The sequence below is a fragment of the Belnapia sp. AC561 genome, from assembly GCF_979252845.1.
In genome coordinates, this window is sequence record NZ_CEEDBP010000008.1 from 26038 (window position 1) to 43074 (window position 17037).

17 protein-coding genes are annotated in these 17037 nt (G+C 70.4%); 12 read left to right on the plus strand and 5 right to left on the minus strand.

Going from position 1 to position 17037, the window contains the following annotated elements; genetic code table 11:
- Positions 1–4: 4 nt before the first annotated feature.
- From AC0IW9_RS08830 to AC0IW9_RS08865, 8 genes are all read left to right on the plus strand, one after another.
- Positions 5–997 carry an ABC transporter ATP-binding protein gene (locus tag AC0IW9_RS08830; protein ID WP_471647859.1) on the plus strand — a complete coding sequence of 331 codons (993 nt, stop codon included), beginning with the start codon at positions 5–7 and terminating at the stop codon, positions 995–997.
- Positions 994–2031, plus strand: a complete 1038-nt coding sequence (locus AC0IW9_RS08835; RefSeq protein WP_471647860.1) for an ABC transporter ATP-binding protein — start codon at positions 994–996, stop codon at positions 2029–2031. Before AC0IW9_RS08830 ends, AC0IW9_RS08835 begins: the two co-directional genes overlap by 4 nt.
- A 4-nt stretch (positions 2032–2035) precedes the next feature.
- Positions 2036–2419, plus strand: a complete 384-nt coding sequence (locus AC0IW9_RS08840) for a hypothetical protein (protein ID WP_471647861.1) — start codon at positions 2036–2038, stop codon at positions 2417–2419.
- A 134-nt stretch (positions 2420–2553) separates the two neighbouring features.
- A complete protein-coding gene (locus AC0IW9_RS08845) occupies positions 2554–3057 on the plus strand; it encodes a (2Fe-2S)-binding protein (protein ID WP_471647862.1) in 504 nt (167 codons plus the stop codon).
- Positions 3058–3160: 103 nt separating this feature from the next.
- Positions 3161–5545, plus strand: a complete 2385-nt coding sequence (locus AC0IW9_RS08850; RefSeq protein WP_471647863.1) for a xanthine dehydrogenase family protein molybdopterin-binding subunit — start codon at positions 3161–3163, stop codon at positions 5543–5545.
- A gap of 14 nt (positions 5546–5559) precedes the next feature.
- Positions 5560–6354 carry an FAD binding domain-containing protein gene (locus AC0IW9_RS08855; protein WP_471647864.1) on the plus strand — a complete coding sequence of 265 codons (795 nt, stop codon included), beginning with the start codon at positions 5560–5562 and terminating at the stop codon, positions 6352–6354.
- 105 nt (positions 6355–6459) lie between these two features.
- Positions 6460–7497 carry a TauD/TfdA family dioxygenase gene (locus AC0IW9_RS08860; RefSeq protein WP_471647865.1) on the plus strand — a complete coding sequence of 346 codons (1038 nt, stop codon included), beginning with the start codon at positions 6460–6462 and terminating at the stop codon, positions 7495–7497.
- Positions 7494–8462: a Bug family tripartite tricarboxylate transporter substrate binding protein gene (locus AC0IW9_RS08865; protein WP_471647866.1), complete on the plus strand. Its 969-nt coding sequence runs from the start codon at positions 7494–7496 to the stop codon at positions 8460–8462. The genes AC0IW9_RS08860 and AC0IW9_RS08865 overlap by 4 nt, the downstream gene beginning before the upstream one ends.
- A 39-nt stretch (positions 8463–8501) precedes the next feature.
- Here AC0IW9_RS08865 and AC0IW9_RS08870 read toward each other — a convergent pair whose 3' ends face one another.
- On the minus strand, positions 8502–9764 hold the full coding sequence (locus tag AC0IW9_RS08870; RefSeq protein ID WP_471647867.1) for a family 1 glycosylhydrolase: 1263 nt from the start codon (positions 9762–9764) through the stop codon (positions 8502–8504).
- A 117-nt stretch (positions 9765–9881) separates the two neighbouring features.
- Here AC0IW9_RS08870 and AC0IW9_RS08875 point away from each other — a divergent pair, with 117 nt between their 5' ends.
- The 4 genes from AC0IW9_RS08875 to AC0IW9_RS08890 all read left to right on the plus strand — a co-directional run bounded on the left by AC0IW9_RS08875 (position 9882) and on the right by AC0IW9_RS08890 (position 12896).
- The gene (locus AC0IW9_RS08875) at positions 9882–10286 is read left to right on the plus strand and encodes an AtzH-like domain-containing protein (RefSeq protein WP_471647868.1); all 405 of its coding nucleotides are present in this window, start codon (positions 9882–9884) and stop codon (positions 10284–10286) included.
- Positions 10283–11641 carry an NAD(P)/FAD-dependent oxidoreductase gene (locus AC0IW9_RS08880; protein ID WP_471647869.1) on the plus strand — a complete coding sequence of 453 codons (1359 nt, stop codon included), beginning with the start codon at positions 10283–10285 and terminating at the stop codon, positions 11639–11641. The genes AC0IW9_RS08875 and AC0IW9_RS08880 overlap by 4 nt, the downstream gene beginning before the upstream one ends.
- Positions 11642–11740: 99 nt before the next feature.
- Positions 11741–12520, plus strand: coding sequence for a cold-shock protein (locus AC0IW9_RS08885; protein WP_471647870.1), 780 nt, complete (start codon positions 11741–11743; stop codon positions 12518–12520).
- A gap of 100 nt (positions 12521–12620) precedes the next feature.
- Positions 12621–12896: a hypothetical protein gene (locus AC0IW9_RS08890; RefSeq protein WP_471647871.1), complete on the plus strand. Its 276-nt coding sequence runs from the start codon at positions 12621–12623 to the stop codon at positions 12894–12896.
- Between the two features lie 65 nt (positions 12897–12961).
- Here AC0IW9_RS08890 and AC0IW9_RS08895 read toward each other — a convergent pair whose 3' ends face one another.
- Genes AC0IW9_RS08895 through AC0IW9_RS08910 form a run of 4 tightly spaced genes read right to left on the minus strand, consistent with a single transcriptional unit; the run spans position 12962 to position 16950 of the window.
- On the minus strand, positions 12962–14188 hold the full coding sequence (locus AC0IW9_RS08895) for an MFS transporter (protein WP_471647872.1): 1227 nt from the start codon (positions 14186–14188) through the stop codon (positions 12962–12964).
- Positions 14189–14192: 4 nt separating this feature from the next.
- The gene (gene metC, locus AC0IW9_RS08900; protein ID WP_471647873.1) at positions 14193–15380 is read right to left on the minus strand and encodes a cystathionine beta-lyase; all 1188 of its coding nucleotides are present in this window, start codon (positions 15378–15380) and stop codon (positions 14193–14195) included.
- Positions 15380–16225, minus strand: coding sequence for a sulfurtransferase (locus AC0IW9_RS08905; RefSeq protein ID WP_471647874.1), 846 nt, complete (start codon positions 16223–16225; stop codon positions 15380–15382). Before AC0IW9_RS08905 ends, metC begins: the two co-directional genes overlap by 1 nt.
- Positions 16226–16230: 5 nt before the next feature.
- Complete coding sequence (locus tag AC0IW9_RS08910) at positions 16231–16950, minus strand: alanyl-tRNA editing protein (RefSeq protein ID WP_471647875.1); 720 nt, start codon at positions 16948–16950, stop codon at positions 16231–16233.
- Positions 16951–17037: the final 87 nt, after the last annotated feature.

The window sequence follows — 17037 nt, forward strand, 5'->3', positions numbered from 1 at the left end:
TCCGATGGCATTGCTCGAAGTCGAAAACCTGCAGACCCATTTCCGCACGCCGGACGGGGTCAACCGCGCGGTCGATGGCGTCTCCTTCGAGGTGGCGGCCGGCGAGACGCTGGCCATCGTGGGCGAGAGCGGCTGCGGCAAGTCCGTCACCGCCATGTCCATCCTGCGGCTCATCCCGGAGCCGCCAGGCAAGATCGCCGGCGCCATCCGCTTCCAGGGCAAGGACCTGCTGAAGCTCTCGGAGCCGGAGATGCGGGACATCCGCGGCAACGAGATCAGCATGATCTTCCAGGAGCCGATGACCTCGCTCAACCCGGTGCTGAACGTGGGCCGTCAGATCGGCGAGACCCTGCGGCTGCACCAGGGGCTCTCGGCCAAGGATGCCGAGGCCAAGGCGGTCGAGATGCTGACCCTGGTCGGCATCCCGGAGCCGGGGCGGCGGGTGCGCGAGTATCCGCACCAGCTCTCGGGCGGCATGCGGCAGCGGGTGATGATCGCCATCGCGCTCGCCTGCAACCCGAAGCTGCTGATCGCCGACGAGCCGACGACGGCGCTCGACGTGACCATCCAAGCGCAGATCCTGGAGTTGATGCGGGACCTGAAGCACCGGGTCGGCGCGGCCATCGTGCTCATCACCCATGACCTCGGCGTCGTCGCCGAGGTCGCCGAGCGGGTGGTGGTCATGTATGCCGGCCGGAAGGTGGAGGAGGCCCCGGTCGGGCAGCTGTTCCGGACGCCGCGGCATCCCTATACCCAAGGCCTGCTGGGCTCGATGCCGCGGCTCGGCTCCTCGCTCACGGGCACCGAGACGCGGCTGGCCGAGATCCCCGGGCTGGTGCCGAGCCTGAAGCAGAAGATCCCGGGCTGCGTCTTCGCCTCCCGCTGCCCGCATGCGACCGACCTCTGCCGCCAAGTGGCGCCGGCGCTGGAGCTGAAGGCGCCGGGGCATATCGCCGCCTGCCATTACGCCACCAAGGAAGGGGCGATCGCCGCATGAGCAAAGTGCTCGACGTCACCGACCTCAAGAAGCATTTCCCGATCCGCGGCGGATTCTTCGGCGGGGTCACCGGCCAGGTCTATGCGGTGGACGGCGTGTCCTTCCACATCGACAAGGGCGAGACGCTGTCGCTGGTCGGCGAATCCGGCTGCGGCAAGTCCACCGTCGGCAAGGCCATCCTGCGGCTGTTCGGGATCACCGATGGGCAGGTGGTGCTGGACGGCCAGCGGATCGACGACATGTCCGCCGCCACCCTGCGGCCGATGCGGCGGCGGATGCAGGTGGTCTTCCAGGACCCCTTCAGCTCCCTCAACCCGCGCATGCGGGTGAAGGACATCCTGGCCGAGCCGATCCGGAATTTCGGGCTGGCGAAGAACAGCGCCGACCTCGACGAGAAGGTCGCCAAGCTGATGGATACGGTGCGGCTGCCGCGCGACGCGGTGGGCCGCTGGCCACACGAGTTCAGCGGCGGGCAGCGCCAGCGCATCGGCATCGCCCGGGCGCTCGCGGCCGAGCCCGACCTGATCATCTGCGACGAGGCGGTCTCGGCGCTCGACGTCTCGGTCAAGGCGCAGATCGTCAACCTGCTGCAGGACCTGCAGGCGGAGCTCGGCCTGGCGCTGCTGTTCATCAGCCACGACCTCGCCATCGTCGAGCACATGACGCACCGGGTGGCGGTGATGTACCTCGGCAAGATCGTCGAGGTGGCGCCGAAGCGGAGCCTCTTCGCGGCGCCGAAGCATCCCTACACGGAAGCGCTGCTCTCGGCGGTGCCGGTGCCCATGCCGGGCGCGGCACGGCAGCGGGTGATCCTGCGCGGCGACGTGCCGAGCCCGATCAACCCGCCCAAGGGCTGCCGCTTCCACACCCGCTGCCCCTATGCCTTCGACCGCTGCCGGGTGGAGGAGCCGAAGCTGGTGGCGATCCCGACCGCGCTCGAGGCGGGGCATACCGCCGCCTGCCACCTGCACGACCGGCCGGAGGCGGAAAACCCGCTGGCCATCGCCAAGGGCGAGGCGCTGCTGGCGCTGTAGCGCCATGCCCGAGCCCGTGCTGCTGGAGGTGCGGGAGCGGCGGAGCCGCTTCGGCCGCGCGGTGAAATGGTGCTTCTGGGTCTTCCAGCCGCTGATGCTGCTGCTGACCCTGGGCACCTGCGCCGCCGTCACCCCCTATGTCGCCGGGCCGGACCCGGAGGTGGCGCTGGGGGCCGGCATGTTCGGCGCCATGGCGATCGGCACGCTCTGGGCCATCTGGCCGCTCGGCACCCTGGTGCTGGGGGTGCTGCTGCTGGCGACGCGGGGGCGGAAGCGGCTGATCCCGGCGCCGCCGGAGCCGGGGACAGGCCCCATCCCGGCACCGTCGCCGGCCCGCCGGGGCGGCAGCGTGCCGCAGACGGGTCCTGATCCCGGTCCGGGACGCTGATCGCGCTTCTTCACGCGGCAAAGCTTGACGGAAGCCGGGTGCGAGGCGACCTTTCGCACCATGCGCGGCAGCCGGCCCCGTTCTGGGCAGGCCGGCACCGCGGCAATGACGGACATCTGAGGGGGAGGCGCGGCATGCCGCAGGTAACGCTGACCGTGAATGGCAAGACCAGCACGGTCGAGGTCGAGGGCCGCACGCTTCTGGTGGAGCTGCTGCGGGAGAAGCTGCGGCTGACGGGGACCCATGTGGGCTGCGATACCAGCCAGTGCGGCGCCTGCGTGGTGCATGTGGATGGCGAGAGCGTCAAATCCTGCACCCTGCTGGCGGTGCAGGCCGATGGGTGCCAGGTGACCACCATCGAGGGCCTGGCCAAGCCGGACGGCACGCTGCACCCGATGCAGGAAGCCTTCCGCGAATACCATGCGCTGCAGTGCGGCTTCTGCACGCCGGGCATGGTCATGTCGGCGATCGACTTGGTGCAGAAGCACCCGGCCGGCCTGTCGGAGAAGGAGATCCGCGAGGGTCTGGAGGGCAACCTCTGCCGCTGCACCGGCTACCACAACATCGTCAAGGCGATCGCCGCGGCGCAGGACGTGATGCATGGCCGCGCCTCGACCCTGGCACTCGCCGGGGACTGAGACGGGGCAGGGCGCGCGGCAAGGCCCGCGCGCCCGATACGGCGTGCTGCAATAATACGCATCGGCCACCAAGGCCGGGCGGTCGGCTTTGGGAGGCTTGGCCATGAATGTCGTGACCCCGTTCGAAGGCATCGGCGCCAGCGTGCGGCGCAAGGAAGACCTGCGCTTCCTGTCGGGGCGGGGCCAGTATACCGACGACATCAACCGCCCCGGCCAGACCTATGCCAGCATCCTGCGCAGCCCGCATGCGCATGCGACGATCAACGGCATCGACATCGCCGCGGCCCAGGCCATGCCGGGCGTGGTGGCGGTCTTCACCGGGGCGGATATGCCCGACCTCGGCGGCATCCCCTGCGGCTGGCAGATCCACAACAAGGACGGCTCGCCGATGGCGGAGCCGATGCATCCGGTCCTCGCCGTGGGCAAGGCGCGCTTCGTGGGCGATGCCGTCGCGGTGGTGATCGCCGAGACCAAGGCGCAGGCCAAGGATGCGGCCGAGGCCATCGCGGTGGATTACACCGTGCTGCCGGCGGTCTCGACCGTGACCGCGGCCATCGCCCCGGGCACCCCGCTGGTGCATGACGGCGTGGCCGGGAATGTCTGCTACGACTGGCATATCGGCGACAAGGCGGTGAACGAGGCGGCCTTCGCCGGCGCCGCCAAGGTCGTCGAGTTCGACCTGGTGAACAACCGGCTGGTGCCGAATGCGATGGAGCCGCGGGCGGCCATCGGCGACTTCGACCGCACCACGGACGAGTATACCCTGTTCACCACCAGCCAGAATCCGCATGTCATCCGGCTGCTGATGGGCGCCTTCGTGCTGCACCTGCCGGAGCACAAGCTGCGCGTCGTGGCCCCCGACGTCGGCGGCGGCTTCGGGAGCAAGATCTTCCACTATGCCGAGGAGGCCATCGTCACCTGGGCCGCCGGCCGTGTCTGCCGCCCGGTGAAATGGACCTGCGAGCGGACCGAGAGCTTCCTGACCGATGCGCATGGCCGCGACCATGTGACCAAGGCGCGGCTGGCGCTGGACAAGGACGGGAAATTCCTGGCGCTGCATGTCCAGACCCTGGCGAACATGGGCGCCTATCTGTCCACCTTCGCCACCAGCGTGCCGACCTACCTTTACGCGACCCTGCTGGCCGGCGTGTACACCACGCCGACCATCTATGCCGAGGTGAAGGCGATCTTCACCAATACCGTCCCGGTCGATGCCTATCGCGGCGCCGGGCGGCCGGAGGCGACCTTCCTGATCGAGCGGCTGGTCGACGTGGCGGCGCGGGAGACCGGGATGGACCGGATCGAGATCCGCCGGCGCAATTTCATTCCCAGCGATGCCTTCCCCTACCAGACCCCGGTCGCCCTGCAATACGACAGCGGTGACTACCAGACGACGCTGAACGAGGCGCTCGAGACCGCAGGCTGGGCCAGCTTCGAGGCCCGCCGGGCCGAGGCGGCGAAGCGCGGCAGGCTGCGCGGCATCGGCATCAGCACCTATGTCGAGGCCTGCGGCATCGCGCCCTCCGCCGTGGTCGGCGCGCTCGGCGCCCGGGCGGGATTGTATGAGGTCGGCACCATCCGGGTGCATCCGACCGGCAGCGTGACGGTGCTGACCGGTACCCATAGCCATGGCCAGGGGCATGAGACGACCCTGGCGCAGCTGGTGACGGACCGGCTCGGCGTGCCGCTGGCCCAGGTGGACGTGGTGCATGGGGATACTGCCAAGATCCCCTTCGGCATGGGCACCTATGGGTCCCGCAGCCTGGCGGTCGGCGGCTCGGCCATGGTCAAGGCCATGGACAAGATCGTCGCCAAGGCGCGGCGCATCGCGGCGCATCTGATGGAGGCCTCGGTCGAGGACGTCGAGTTCGACCGCGGCACCTTCCGCGTCGCCGGCACCGACAAGACCAAGTCCTGGGGCGAGATCGCGCTGACCGCCTATGTCCCGCACAACTACCCGATCGAGGAGCTGGAGCCGGGCCTGGACGAGACCGCCTTCTACGACCCGAAGAACTTCACCTATCCCGGCGGCGCCCATATCTGCGAGGTCGAGATCGAGCCGGAGACCGGCATCACCACGGTGGTCAACTTCACCGCGGTCGATGACGTCGGCCGGGTCATCAACCCGATGATCGTCGAGGGCCAGGTCCAGGGCGGCGTCTGCCAGGGCATCGGCCAGGCGCTGCTGGAGGCTTGCGTCTATGACGCGGAGGGCCAACTCGTATCCGGCAGCTTCATGGATTACCAGATGCCGCGCGCCAACGACCTGCCGATGGTGAGCGTCGCCACCCATGTCACCCTCTGCACCCATAACCCGCTCGGGGTGAAGGGTTGCGGGGAGGTGGGGGCGATCGGCTCGCCGCCGGCGGTCATCAATGCGGTGGTCGATGCGCTGAAGGATTACGGGGTGCGGCATATCGAGATGCCCGCGACGCCCGCGAAAATCTGGGGCATCATCAATGCTGGCCACGCGCTGGCAGCCGAATAGAGGGGACCCGACCCATGTATGATTTCGAATACCACAAGCCCGGCTCCATTGCGGATGCGGTGAAGATCCTGGCCGCCGATCCGGATGCGAAGCCGATCTCGGGCGGCCAGACCCTGCTGCCGGCGCTGAAGCACCGGCTGAACAAGCCGACCTCCGTGGTGGACCTTTCCGGCATCGCCGAGCTGAAGGGCATCAGGAAGGACGGCAACAAGATCGTCATCGGGGCGCTGTCGAAGCACCATGAGGTGGCCGAGAGCGACGTCGTGAAGGGCGCCATCCCGGCGCTGGCGATGATGGCCGGGACCATCGGCGATACCCAGGTCCGCAACCGCGGCACCATCGGCGGCAGCGTCTCCAACAACGACCCGGCGGCGGATTACCCCTCGGCCGTCATGGCACTGGATGCGACCGTCGTCACCGACAAGCGGCGCATCGCGGCGGACGACTTCTTCCAGGGCATGTTCACCACGGCGCTGGAGCCGGGCGAGTTGCTGGTGGCGATCGAGTTCCCCATCCCCGAGAAGGCCGGCTACGCCAAGATGCGCAACCCGGCCAGCCGCTACGTCATGGCCGGCGCCTTCATCGCCAAGACCGGCGGCAAGGTGCGGGTCGCCATCAACGGCGCCGGCCCGGGCGTCTTCCGCCAGACCGCGATGGAGACGGCGCTGGCCGCCAACTGGTCGCCCGATGCCGTCGCCGGCGTGAAGCAGTCCGCCGAGGACCTGAACAGCGACATCCATGGCAGCGCCGAGTATCGCGCCCATCTCGTGACGGTGATGGCCAAGCGCGCGGTCATCGCCGCCGGTTGAACCGAATGGCAGGGGCGGCGCGGTGGCGCAGCCCTTGCCTTCGGCGGCATCCGGCGCGAGCATTCCGGCAACCGCCCTCAAGGGCGGAAGCCTGGGAGGGCTGCGATGCCGGGACTTATCCGCCGAACGCCGATCACCGAAGCCGCCGCCTGGACCCGGGCGGCGATGGAAGCCGACCCCGATTGGCGGATCCGGCTGACCCCCGACCATATCGCCGCATTGGACCAAGCGCTCGCCGCGGTGCAGGCGCGCGGCCTGCCCTTCGCCGCCGTCACCAAGGCGGATTTCCCGCTGCCGGAATGGGGCGATGTCCTGTCCGCCCTGTGGCGGCAGGTCAGCGCCGGGCGCGGCGTGGCGCTGCTGCGCGGCCTGCCGGTGGAGCGCTATACCGAGGCGGAGGCGCGGCTGATCTTCTGGGGGATCGGCACCCACCTCGGGCTGGGCGTGACCCAGAATGCCGCGGCGGAGCTGATCGCCGGGGTCTATGACCGCGGCCGGCCCTTCGGCGGCGATGTCCGGGCCTATCAGGTCAATGCCGAGCTTTCCATGCATTGCGACAACTCCGACCTGGTCGGGCTGTTCTGCCTGCGCCGGGCGAAGTCGGGCGGGGAGACGCTGCTGGTCAGCGCGCTGTCCATCTACAACCGCATCCTGGCGGAGCATCCGGAATACCTGCCGCTGCTGCACCGCGGCTTCCCCTACGACCGCAAGGGCGAGGAGGGGCCGGGCGAGCCGGCGGTGAGCGGGCGCATCCCGCTCTTCACCACGGCGCCCGACGGCACGGTCAGCGCCCGCTATGCCCGGTCCTACATCACCCGGGCGGAGCAGCGGACGGGCATCGCGCTGGCGCCGATGGAGAAGGCGGCGCTCGACTATTTCGACAAGGTCGCGCTGGACCCGGAGCTGCTGCTGGAATTCCACCTGGAGCCGGGGGACATGGAATTCGCCAGCAACTACACCGTCTTCCACGCCCGGCGCGGCTACCAGGACCATCCGGAGGCGGATCGCCGCCGGCTGATGCTGCGGCTCTGGCTGCAGAACGACGGGCTGCGGCGGATCGAGAACGACCAGCTCCGCTTCGGCTTCACCCGCTTCGGCAACCATGGCCGCACCGCCGCCGAGCTGACGCAGGTGGCGGCATGATCGGGCGGCGGACGACGCTCGGGCTGGTCGCGCTGGCCGCCCCTGTCGTCTTCAAGGCGGGCGCGCAGGAGGCGCGGACCATCCGGCTGGTGGTGCCCTATCCGCCGGGCGGGGCGAGCGACGTCATCGCCCGGCTGCTGGCCGGGCCGATGGGGGAGATCCTCGGCCAGACCGTGATCATCGAGAACCGGCCGGGGGCCAATGGGGCGATCGCCGCCGACCTCGTCGTGCGCGCCGCCCCGGACGGCACGACGCTGTTCATGGGCAATGCCGGGCCGAGCGCGATGAACCAGGCGCTGCTGGGCCGCCGGCTGCCCTATGATTCGGTCGCCGACTTCACCCCGATCTGCCTGGTCTCCTCGGTGCCCATGGTGCTGGGCATGTATCCCGAGCATCCCGCGAAGACGCTGCCGGAGCTGATCGCCTATGCCAAGGCGCGGCCGGGCGAGGTGAATTACGCGACGGGCGGCATCGGCTCGGCGCCGCATCTCGTGCTGGCGCAGCTGGCGACGCTCGCCGGGATCAACTGGGTCCAGGTCGCCTTCCGCGGCGGGCAGCAGGCCATCGCCTCGGTGGTGGCGGGGCAGGTGCCCTTCCTGATGGATACCGCGCCGGTGGTGCTGCCGCAGGTGCGGGAGGGCCGGGTGCGGGGCGTGGCGGTGACCTCGCTGCAGCGGGTGGCCGCGGCGCCGGAGATCCCGACCATCGCCGAGCAGGGCTTCCCCGGCTTCCAGGCGACGAGCTGGGGCGGCATCCTCGGCCCGGCCCGGATGCCGCCCGCGGTGACGGCACGGCTGAACGATGCGGTGGTGCGGGCGATGGGCGTGCCGGCGGTGCTGGAGTCCTATGCGCGGCTGGGGATCGACCCGAAGACCAGCACGCCGGCGGAATTCGGCGCGCATATCGCGGCGGAGGTGGCGCGCTGGACGGAGGTCGTGCGGGTGGCGGAGATCAAGCCGGAATAGGGCGGGGCCGGGGAGGGGCCATTCCCCGGCCGTCCTTCCTCAGGCCCGCACCGGCAGGCGCAGGCAATGCCCCTGCTGCGCCAGCACCGGCTTCCAGCCCTCGATCAGCCGCTGGTAGGCACGGCCCACGGTGCGGATGTTGCGGTCGAGGTCGAAGAGCCCGCGCGGGTTCACGATCCCGGCGCGGTCGCGCAAGGCGCTGTTCCAGTCGATCTGATCGGTCAGCGAATACCAGGTGAAGCCGAGGATCGGCACGCCGTCGCGCCGCAGCCGCATCAGCCCCGACCACTGCTTCCAAAGCCAGCGCTCGGATTCGTCGCCGTTCGGGCCCTCGTCCATGTTGGTCTCGGTATGCATCACCGGCAGGCCGTAGCGGGCGTGGTAGTCGCGCGTCACGGTGTCGTAGCCGAAGACCTCACCGGCCCAGCGGCTATGGCCATCGGCGCCGATCAGGTGCTCGTTCGTGACGTACCAGTCGTTGCCCATGATGCAGTGGCGGCGCAGGTCCTGGCGCTGGAAGAAGTGGTACTCGGCGCGGGTCATGCCGTTGTCGAGCAGGTACTCGTACATCGAGGAGCAGACGCGGCGGCCGTAGTTGAGGTCGAGCGTCAGGAAGCGCTCGGCATTGCGGTGCTCGGCATGGGGCAGGGCGAGCGGGCATTCCGGATGGAATTGCTCGGTCGATTCGGACTGGATGAAGATGGCGTCCGGGCGCACCCGCAGGATGGCCTGCATCGCCAGCACATTGGCGCGGACGATGTGCTTAATGGCGGTGACGTAGCTGCGGTCGTCGTGCCGCTGCTCGTTCCACCAGCCGTATTTCGCGCTGAAGACGGCGGTGATGAACATCTCGTTCACCGGCGTGTAGAGCTGCACCCAGGGGAAGCGGCGGGCGAAGGCCTCGGCATAGTCGGCGAAAAGCTCGGGGAAGTCCGGGTTCTGGAAATCGCCGATCCAGTCGGGCACGCCGAAGTGGCAGAGATCGACGATCGGCAGGATGCCGAGGCGGCGCACTTCCGCGAAGCTCTCGTCGGCGAAGGCCCAGTCGTGCAGGCCGGGGCCGCGCAGGGTGGTGTGCAGCTGCGGGCCATAGCGCAGCACGCCGCAGCCGATCTGCTTGACCAGGGCGAGGTCTTCCCGCCAACGGTCGTAATGGCCGCATTCGGCCATCTGGTCGCGACGGATGCGGCCGCCGTCGAGGGTCGGGGCGCTGTTCTCGATGCCGGTGGCAAAGAGGAAGCCCTGGTCGGCCAGGGCATGCAGGGCCGGCGGAGCGGCGGTGAGCGGCAGGGAGTCCAGCATTGGGGTGGCGTTCCCACGAAAGCGTGATTTCGTTGATTATTCAGTATTTCGTGAGCGTATACGCATGAACTCTATGTAATCTTTGCGTCGTCGTTGCCGTCGCGGCATCCTGGCCACATGCAGATCGACGATCCGGCGGTCATCGCCGAAGCCCGTGCCGTTTTCGACCGCTACGAACAGGCGATCGCCACCAATGACGGAGACGTCCTGAACGACTGCTTCTGGGCGGACCCGCGCACGGTGCGCTTCGGCATCACCGAGATCCTCTATGGGATCGAGGCGATCCGCGCCTTCCGCGCCAGCGTCGGGCGCTATGCGCCGCGGGCAATCCGCCGCGTCCATATCACCGCCTTCGGGCCGGACATGGCCTGCACCCATCTGGAATACCAGCGCACCGACAGCGGGCTGGTGGGGCGGGAGACGAAGATCATGGCACGGCTGCCGGGGCTCGGCTTCAAGGTGGTCTCGGCGCATGTCTCGCTGCTGGCCGGCAGCGACCCCGGGCGGGTGGCCAGGGCATGACGCAGACCGTCGTGCCGGAGGCGCGCGCTGACGTCGTGCCGGAGGCGCGCGCTGACGTCGTGCCGGAGGCGCGCGCTGAGGTCGTGCCGGAGGCGCGCGCTCAGACAGTCGTCATCGGCGCCGGCATCGTCGGCGCCTGCATTGCGCTGGAGCTGCTGAAGGCGGGCCGGCAGGTCACCATCCTGGAACCCGGCGCCCCGGGCGGCGAGCAGGCGGCGAGCTATGGCAACGGCTGCTGGCTCAGCCCCATGTCGGTCATCCCGCCGGCGATGCCGGGGCTGTGGCGGAAGGTGCCGGGCTTCCTGGCGGATCCGCTCGGGCCGCTGGCCATCCGCTGGTCCTATTTCCCCAAGGTGCTGCCCTGGCTGGTCCGCTACCTCGCCTCCGGCTGGACCGAGGGCCGGGTGCTGCGGACGGCCCGCGCGCTGCGGGCGATGCTGGCCGATGCGCCCGCGCTGCATCGGGCACTCGCCGAGGAGGCCGGCGTCGCCCACCTGATCGAGCGGCGGGGGCTGATGTACATCTACCCCTCCAGGGCGGAATTCGAGGCGGAGGCGATGGCCTGGCGCATCCGCCGCCAGGTCGGCGTGCAATGGCTCGAGCTATCCGCCGACGAGCTGCGCCAGCGCGAGCCGGAGCTCGACCGGCGCTACGGCTTCGCCGCGCTGGTCGAGGAAGGCGGGCATTGCCGCGACCCCGGCGCCTATGTCGCGGCGCTGGTGCAGCTGGCGGAGGCGCAGGGCGCCAAGCGCGTCACGGCGCGGGCGACGGGCTTCCGCGTCGAGGCCGGGCGGCTGCGCGCGGTGCTGACTGATGCGGGCGAGATCGCGGCGGATAAAGCGGTGATCTCGGCCGGGGCCTATTCCAGGGTGCTGGCGGCGGCGGTGGGGGATGACGTGCCGCTCGAGACCGAGCGCGGCTACCACGCGATGATCACGCATCCCGAAGTCGGGCCGCGGACGCCGATGATGCCCTCCGACGGCAAGATGTCCGTCACCATGACCGATCTCGGCCTGCGCTGCGCCGGGCAGGTGGAGATCGCCGGGCTGGAGGCGGCGCCGAATTGGCGGCGCGCCGAGATCCTGCGCGACCACCTGCTGCGGAGCTTCCCCGGCCTGCCGCGCGACCTGCCGGCGGAGCGGGTGAAGGTCTGGATGGGGCATCGGCCGAGCATGCCGGATGGCCTGCCCTGCCTCGGCCCGTCGCGGGCGACGGGCGACGTGATCCATGCTTTCGGGCATGGTCATGTCGGTTTGGTATCGGCGCCCCGATCGGCCCGTCTGGTGGCGCAAATGCTGTTGGGCCAACCAACGGAGTTTGATGCCAAACCGTATGATCCACGGCGATTCGGGTAATTTCCTGCTCGCTTTGTCCTGGGGGCGATGCCATTCTTTCGTGACGCGGTTCCGCATCCCCGTTGGGCCGTGGGTCACTAGATACGGATCAATCAGCAAGTGCCTTCCGACAGCGATATTCAGGGCGGCGCCGGGCCCGTCGAGGCCCAGGTGAAGTGGTACAATGCCCGCAAGGGCTTCGGCTTCGTGCTGGGGCCGGATGGGCAGGACGTGTTCTTCCACGCCTCGGCGCTGACCGAGGCGGGGATCGAGCCGCCCGAGACCGGCGACACCCTGGTTTGCGAAATCGGCACGGATCGGCAGGGCAGGCGGCTCGTCACGCGCATCACCGAGCGCAAGCTCGGCGACGGCAGCGCGGCGGCGGGCGCGGCACGGCGCCCCTTCCGCGATGGCCCGCCGGGCGGCGGCTTCAACGACCGGCCGCCCCGGCGCGACTTCGGCGGCGGCTTCGGCGACCGGCCGCCGCGGCGTGACTTCGGCGGCCCGCCGGGCGCCGGCTTCGGGGATCGGCCGCCGCGCCGCGATTTCGGTGGCGGCGGCTTCGGTGACCGGCCGCCGCGGCGCGACTTCGGCAGCCCGCCGGGTGCCGGCTTCGGAGCGCCGCGCCCCTCCTTCGGGGACCGGCCGCCGCCGCGGCGCGAGTTCGGCGGGGACCGTGACGCGGGCGGGCCGACCTATGCGGTGAACGGCACGGTGAAGTGGTTCGACCAGGTGCGCGGCTTCGGCTTCGTCACGCCGGATGACGGCGGCCAGGACGTCTTCCTGCATTCCTCCGTGCTGCAGCGCGCGGGCAAGCAGGATGTGCAGCAGGGCGAGAAGCTCGCGCTCGACGTGCGGGACGGCCAGCGCGGGCGCCAGGCGGTCCAGCTCAAGGACTAGGCGAGGCGGCACCACATGTTTCGCGGGGGCTCCGGTCGCAAGGCCGGGGCCTTTTTGCCGTTCAGGCTTCGCTCATCCCTGGCGGTGCAGGCTGCGGCGTATGCGATGCATCGCCTTCCTCCTGCTGCTCGCCGCCCTGCCGGCGACTGCGCAAACCCCGCCCGCCTGCACCGCGGGGCGGGAGGGCATGACCGCCTGCCTCGGCGAGAGGCTCTGCGAATGCCGCTGGCAGCCGGGCGGGTCGCTCACCGGCCGGCCGGCGGCGCATCGCTGGGATTGCGGCGTGCTCCGCCCGGCCTGCGGCGTGGTACCGGTTGGGCCGCCGCCCCTGCTGGACGGCGGCTGGATGAATCCCGGGACGAAGCCCCCGCGCTAGACCGTGATCCGCGCTGACGAAAGCGCAGATCACGGTCTAGCGGATTGTTTGATCGCGCTCCAGGCTCAGCCGGCGGGAACGGGCCGGGCCGAGCCCGGCCAGCGTGGCAGCGCCGCCAGCAGCTGGATGGTTCCCGCCACCAGCCCCATGCCGACGCCGATCCGGATGGCGAGGTCGTAGGAGCCGAGCAGGTCGAAGACCAGCCCGCCGCCGAAGGCGCCGAGGAAGCTGCCGAGCTGATGGCTGGTGAAGGCGAGGCCTTGCACCAGCGCCTGCCAGCGCAGCCCGAACATCTCCGCCGTCATCCCCGCGACCAGCGGCGCGACGCCGAGCCAGAGGAAGCCCATCAGCGCGGCGAAGACCAGGGTGGTGCCGGGCGTTGGCGGCACCGCGAAATACCAGGCCAGCACGAGCGATCGGGTGAGGTAGATGCCGCCCAGCAGCGCCGGCTTGGACCAGCGCCCGCCGGCCCAGCCGAAGAACAGGCTGCCCAGCACGTTGAAGCCGCCGATGGTCGCCAGGGCCTCCGCCGCCAGCATCGGATCCATGCCGCAGAGCTGGAGGTAGGAGGGCAGGTGGGTGGTCAGGAAGACCAGCTGCAGCCCGCAGATGAAATAGGCCCCGGACATCACCAGGAAGGGCACGTGCCGCATGGCGAGGCCGCAGGCGGCCATGGCGCTGTCGGCCTCGTTGCGGGCGGTCGGCAGCACCACCTTGTCGACCTTGCCGGCGCTCCAGGCCGCCGGCAGCATCAGCAGGCCGAGGGCGAGGAAGCCGAAGACCCCGGCGCGCCAGCCATAGCCTTCCGACAGCAATTGCCCGATCGGCGCGGCGATGAGGGCGCCGAGCGACCCGGCCGCCGAGACCAGCCCCAGCACCGTGCTGCGCAAGGCCGGCGGGACCGGGCGGGAGGCAACCGCCATGGCCATGCCCGAGGCGGTGCAGGCCAGCGCCAGCCCGATCAGCAGGCCGGCGCCTAGCATGACGTCCAGCGCGCTGTTGGCCCGCGCCAGCAGCAACAGCCCGGCGAGGTAGGAGAGCACCCCCGTGACAAGCACCGGGCGGAAGCCGAAGCGCGCCGCCGCCGCCCCGGCGAAGGGCTGCAGGAAGCCCCAGGCGAGGTTCTGGATGGCGACCGCCAGGGTGAACTCCGCGACCGCGATGCCGAGGTCCTTCACCGCCGGCTGCATGAACAGCCCGAGGCTCTGCCGCAGCCCCATCGCCAGGCTCAGCATCACCGCCGAGCCGATCAGGATCGGGGCGACGGAGCGGAGGTCGCGGAGGTTCGCCACTGGGCTAGCCGAGCTGCGCCAGGCCCTGGGTCAGGTCGGCGATCAGGTCGGCCGGCTCCTCCAGCCCGATGTGGATGCGGACCATCGGGCCGCCGAAGTCGCCGGTGCCGGCGGTGCGGGTGATATGGCCGGTGGTCGGGATCGCCAGGCTCTCGAAGCCGCCCCAGCTCGCGCCGATGCCGAAGAGCTGCAGGCTGTCGATGAAGCGCGCCGCATCCTCCGGGCTGTACCGCGGCTTGAGCACGAGGCCGAAGAGCGAGCAGGCGCCGGTGAAGTCGCGCTTGAAGATTTCGTGCTGGGGATGCGAGGGCAGCGCCGGGTGCAGCACCCGCAGCACCTGCGGCTGGCCCTCGAGCCAGCGCGCCACCTCGATGCCGCTGGCCTCCTGGCGCTTCAGCCGGACCAGCATGGTGCGCACGCCGCGCAGCGCCAGCCAGACATCGTCGGGGGAGGCGAATTGGCCGAGCAGCGAGCCGGTGGCGCGCACGGTCTGCCAGTCGGCCTCGTCGTTCACCGTGACGCTGCCGAGCAGGATATCCGAGTGGCCGCCGACATACTTGGTCAGCGCCTGGATCGAGACGTCGACGCCGTGCTGGAAGGGCATGAAGTGGTGGATGCCCCAGGTATTGTCCATCAGCACCTTCGCCCCGCGGGCATGCGCGGCGCGGGCGATGGCAGGGATGTCCTGCACCTCGAAGGTGTGGCTGCCGGGGCTCTCGGTATAGACGACCTTGGTATTGGGCTGGATCAGCGCGGCCATGCCGGCTTCGTCGACCGTCGGGTCGTAGTAGGTGGTGCTGACGCCCCAGCCCTTCAGCAGCCCCTCGCAGAGGTTGCGGGCCGGGCCATAGGCATTGTCCGGCATCAGGCAGTGGTCGCCGGCCTTGAGATAGGCGAGCAGCGGCACGGCGACGGCGGCGAGGCCGGTGCCGACGACGAGGCAGCGGGTGCCGCCCTCGATCTCGGCGATGACGTCCTCGAAGGCGTAGTGGGTCGGGCCGCCCTGGGTCCCGTAGGTCATGAACTGCTCGAACCGGTGCTTGGCGCCGTCCTTGCGGGCGGCGACATTCGGGAAGAGCACGGTGGAGCCGCGATGGACGCCGGGGTTGACGAAGCCATGCACATGGGTGCCGGCGCGGCCGGCATGGCTCAGGCGGGTGGCGAAGCCATGCGTCTTCGGGTCGTCGGCCATCAGGAATGCACCTTCGGGGTTTCGGGCCGCCCGGCCCATTCGGTCCAGGAGCCGTCGTAGACGGCGGGTTCGGGGAAGCCGGCGCGGACCAGGCCGAGCGAGAGGATGCAGGCCGTGACGCCGGTGCCGCAGGAGGTGACGACCGGGCGTTCGGCGGTGACGCCGGCGGCGACGAAGCGGGCATGCAGCGCGGCCGGGTCCAGCATGGTCTGGTCGGGGTTCAGCAGCTCGTTGAAGGGGAGGTTCGCTGCGCCGGGCATGTGGCCGGAGGGCAGGCCGGGCCGGGGCTCCGCCGCGGTGCCGTCGAAGCGGCCGCGGGCGCGGGCGTCGAGGATGAGCGCGCCGCCGCTGCCCTGGCGGACGATCTTCTTCACGTCGCCGATGCCGCGCACCAGCTCGGCCTGGAAATCGGCGGTGAAGGTGGCGGCGGTGGTGCAGGGCGGCGGCCCGGCCTCGGTGGCGCGGCCCTCCTGCAGCCATTTCGGCAGGCCGCCATCCAGCACGGCGGCCTGGTGATGGCCGAAGAGCCGCATCAGCCACCAGCCGCGAGCCGCCGAGGCGAGGCCCTTCTGGTCGTAGAAGACCACCCGGCTGGTATTGCTGACGCCCAGCAGGCCCATCAGCTTCTCGAAGCGCGCCGGGCTCGGGATCATGTGCGGCAGCGTCGCCTCGGGATCGGCGATGAGGTCGATGTCGAAGTAGTCGGCGCCGGGGACATGCGCCTCGGCGTACTTCGTCTTGCCGTCATGCGGCTCGTTCGGCAGGTACTTCGTGGTGTCGAAGACCAGGAGGTCCGGCTTGCCGAGCTCGGCCGCCAACCATTCGGTGCTGACCAGATCTTCCATGACGCTCATTCTCCCAGGACGAGGTAGACCCGCCGGTTCTGCTTGCCCTTGTTCTCGAGCTTGGTGACCTCGACCCGGCCGATCTCCGCGGTGCGGCGCACATGGGTGCCGCCGCAGGGCTGCAGGTCCACGGGCGCTGCTTCCTCGCCGATGCGGACCAGACGGATGCGGCCGGCGCCGCGCGGCGGCTGCACCGAGAGGGTGCGGACCAGCCCGGGGTTCTCGTCGAGCTCCGCCTCGCTGATCCAGCGCTCGCCGACTTCGTGGTCGGCGGCGATCAGCGCATTCAGCCCCTCGGTCAGGCTTTCCTTGGTCGGCGGCGCGGCGAGGTCGAAGTCGAGGCGCGAGCGCTCGGCGCCGATCTGCCCGCCGGTGACGCCGGCGCCGGGGATCAGGCTGCAGAGCAGGTGCATGGCGGTGTGCATCCGCATGTGGCGGTGGCGCGGGCCCCAGTCCAGCACGGCGGTGACGGTGGTGCCGACGGGGGGCAGGGCGGCGCCCTCCGCGAGCTGATGGAGCACGGTATCCTCCGGCCCCTTCACCGCCTTGGCGACGATGGCCTCTCCGTCGGCCCAGCGGAGCCAGCCGGAATCGCCGGGCTGGCCGCCGGCCTGGGCGTAGAAGGGCGTGCGATCGAGCAGCACGCCTTCCGGCCCGGCGGCGAGCACGCGGGCTTCGGCCTGTTGCAGGGTGGCGTCGTCGCGATAGAGCAGTTCGGTCGGCATACGACTTCATCCCCCGCCCGGCGGCCGGTGGCAAGCCTCGCCGCGCCCGATCACAGTCCGGTTCGACCGGCCCCGACCCGCTTCGCG

Excerpts from the sequence above, each read along its gene's own strand:
- AC0IW9_RS08870 (WP_471647867.1), bottom strand. The coding sequence starts at position 9,764 with ATGCTGGACTCCCTGCCGCTCACCGCCGCTCCGCCGGCCCTGCATGCC.
- AC0IW9_RS08830 (WP_471647859.1), top strand. The coding sequence starts at position 5 with ATGGCATTGCTCGAAGTCGAAAACCTGCAGACCCATTTCCGCACGCCG.
- AC0IW9_RS08850 (WP_471647863.1), top strand. The coding sequence starts at position 3,161 with ATGAATGTCGTGACCCCGTTCGAAGGCATCGGCGCCAGCGTGCGGCGC.
- AC0IW9_RS08840 (WP_471647861.1), top strand. The coding sequence starts at position 2,036 with ATGCCCGAGCCCGTGCTGCTGGAGGTGCGGGAGCGGCGGAGCCGCTTC.
- AC0IW9_RS08845 (WP_471647862.1), top strand. The coding sequence starts at position 2,554 with ATGCCGCAGGTAACGCTGACCGTGAATGGCAAGACCAGCACGGTCGAG.
- AC0IW9_RS08905 (WP_471647874.1), bottom strand. The coding sequence starts at position 16,225 with ATGGAAGATCTGGTCAGCACCGAATGGTTGGCGGCCGAGCTCGGCAAG.
- AC0IW9_RS08855 (WP_471647864.1), top strand. The coding sequence starts at position 5,560 with ATGTATGATTTCGAATACCACAAGCCCGGCTCCATTGCGGATGCGGTG.
- AC0IW9_RS08880 (WP_471647869.1), top strand. The coding sequence starts at position 10,283 with ATGACGCAGACCGTCGTGCCGGAGGCGCGCGCTGACGTCGTGCCGGAG.
- AC0IW9_RS08890 (WP_471647871.1), top strand. The coding sequence starts at position 12,621 with ATGCGATGCATCGCCTTCCTCCTGCTGCTCGCCGCCCTGCCGGCGACT.
- AC0IW9_RS08910 (WP_471647875.1), bottom strand. The coding sequence starts at position 16,950 with ATGCCGACCGAACTGCTCTATCGCGACGACGCCACCCTGCAACAGGCC.
- AC0IW9_RS08875 (WP_471647868.1), top strand. The coding sequence starts at position 9,882 with ATGCAGATCGACGATCCGGCGGTCATCGCCGAAGCCCGTGCCGTTTTC.
- AC0IW9_RS08860 (WP_471647865.1), top strand. The coding sequence starts at position 6,460 with ATGCCGGGACTTATCCGCCGAACGCCGATCACCGAAGCCGCCGCCTGG.
- metC (WP_471647873.1), bottom strand. The coding sequence starts at position 15,380 with ATGGCCGACGACCCGAAGACGCATGGCTTCGCCACCCGCCTGAGCCAT.
- AC0IW9_RS08865 (WP_471647866.1), top strand. The coding sequence starts at position 7,494 with ATGATCGGGCGGCGGACGACGCTCGGGCTGGTCGCGCTGGCCGCCCCT.
- AC0IW9_RS08835 (WP_471647860.1), top strand. The coding sequence starts at position 994 with ATGAGCAAAGTGCTCGACGTCACCGACCTCAAGAAGCATTTCCCGATC.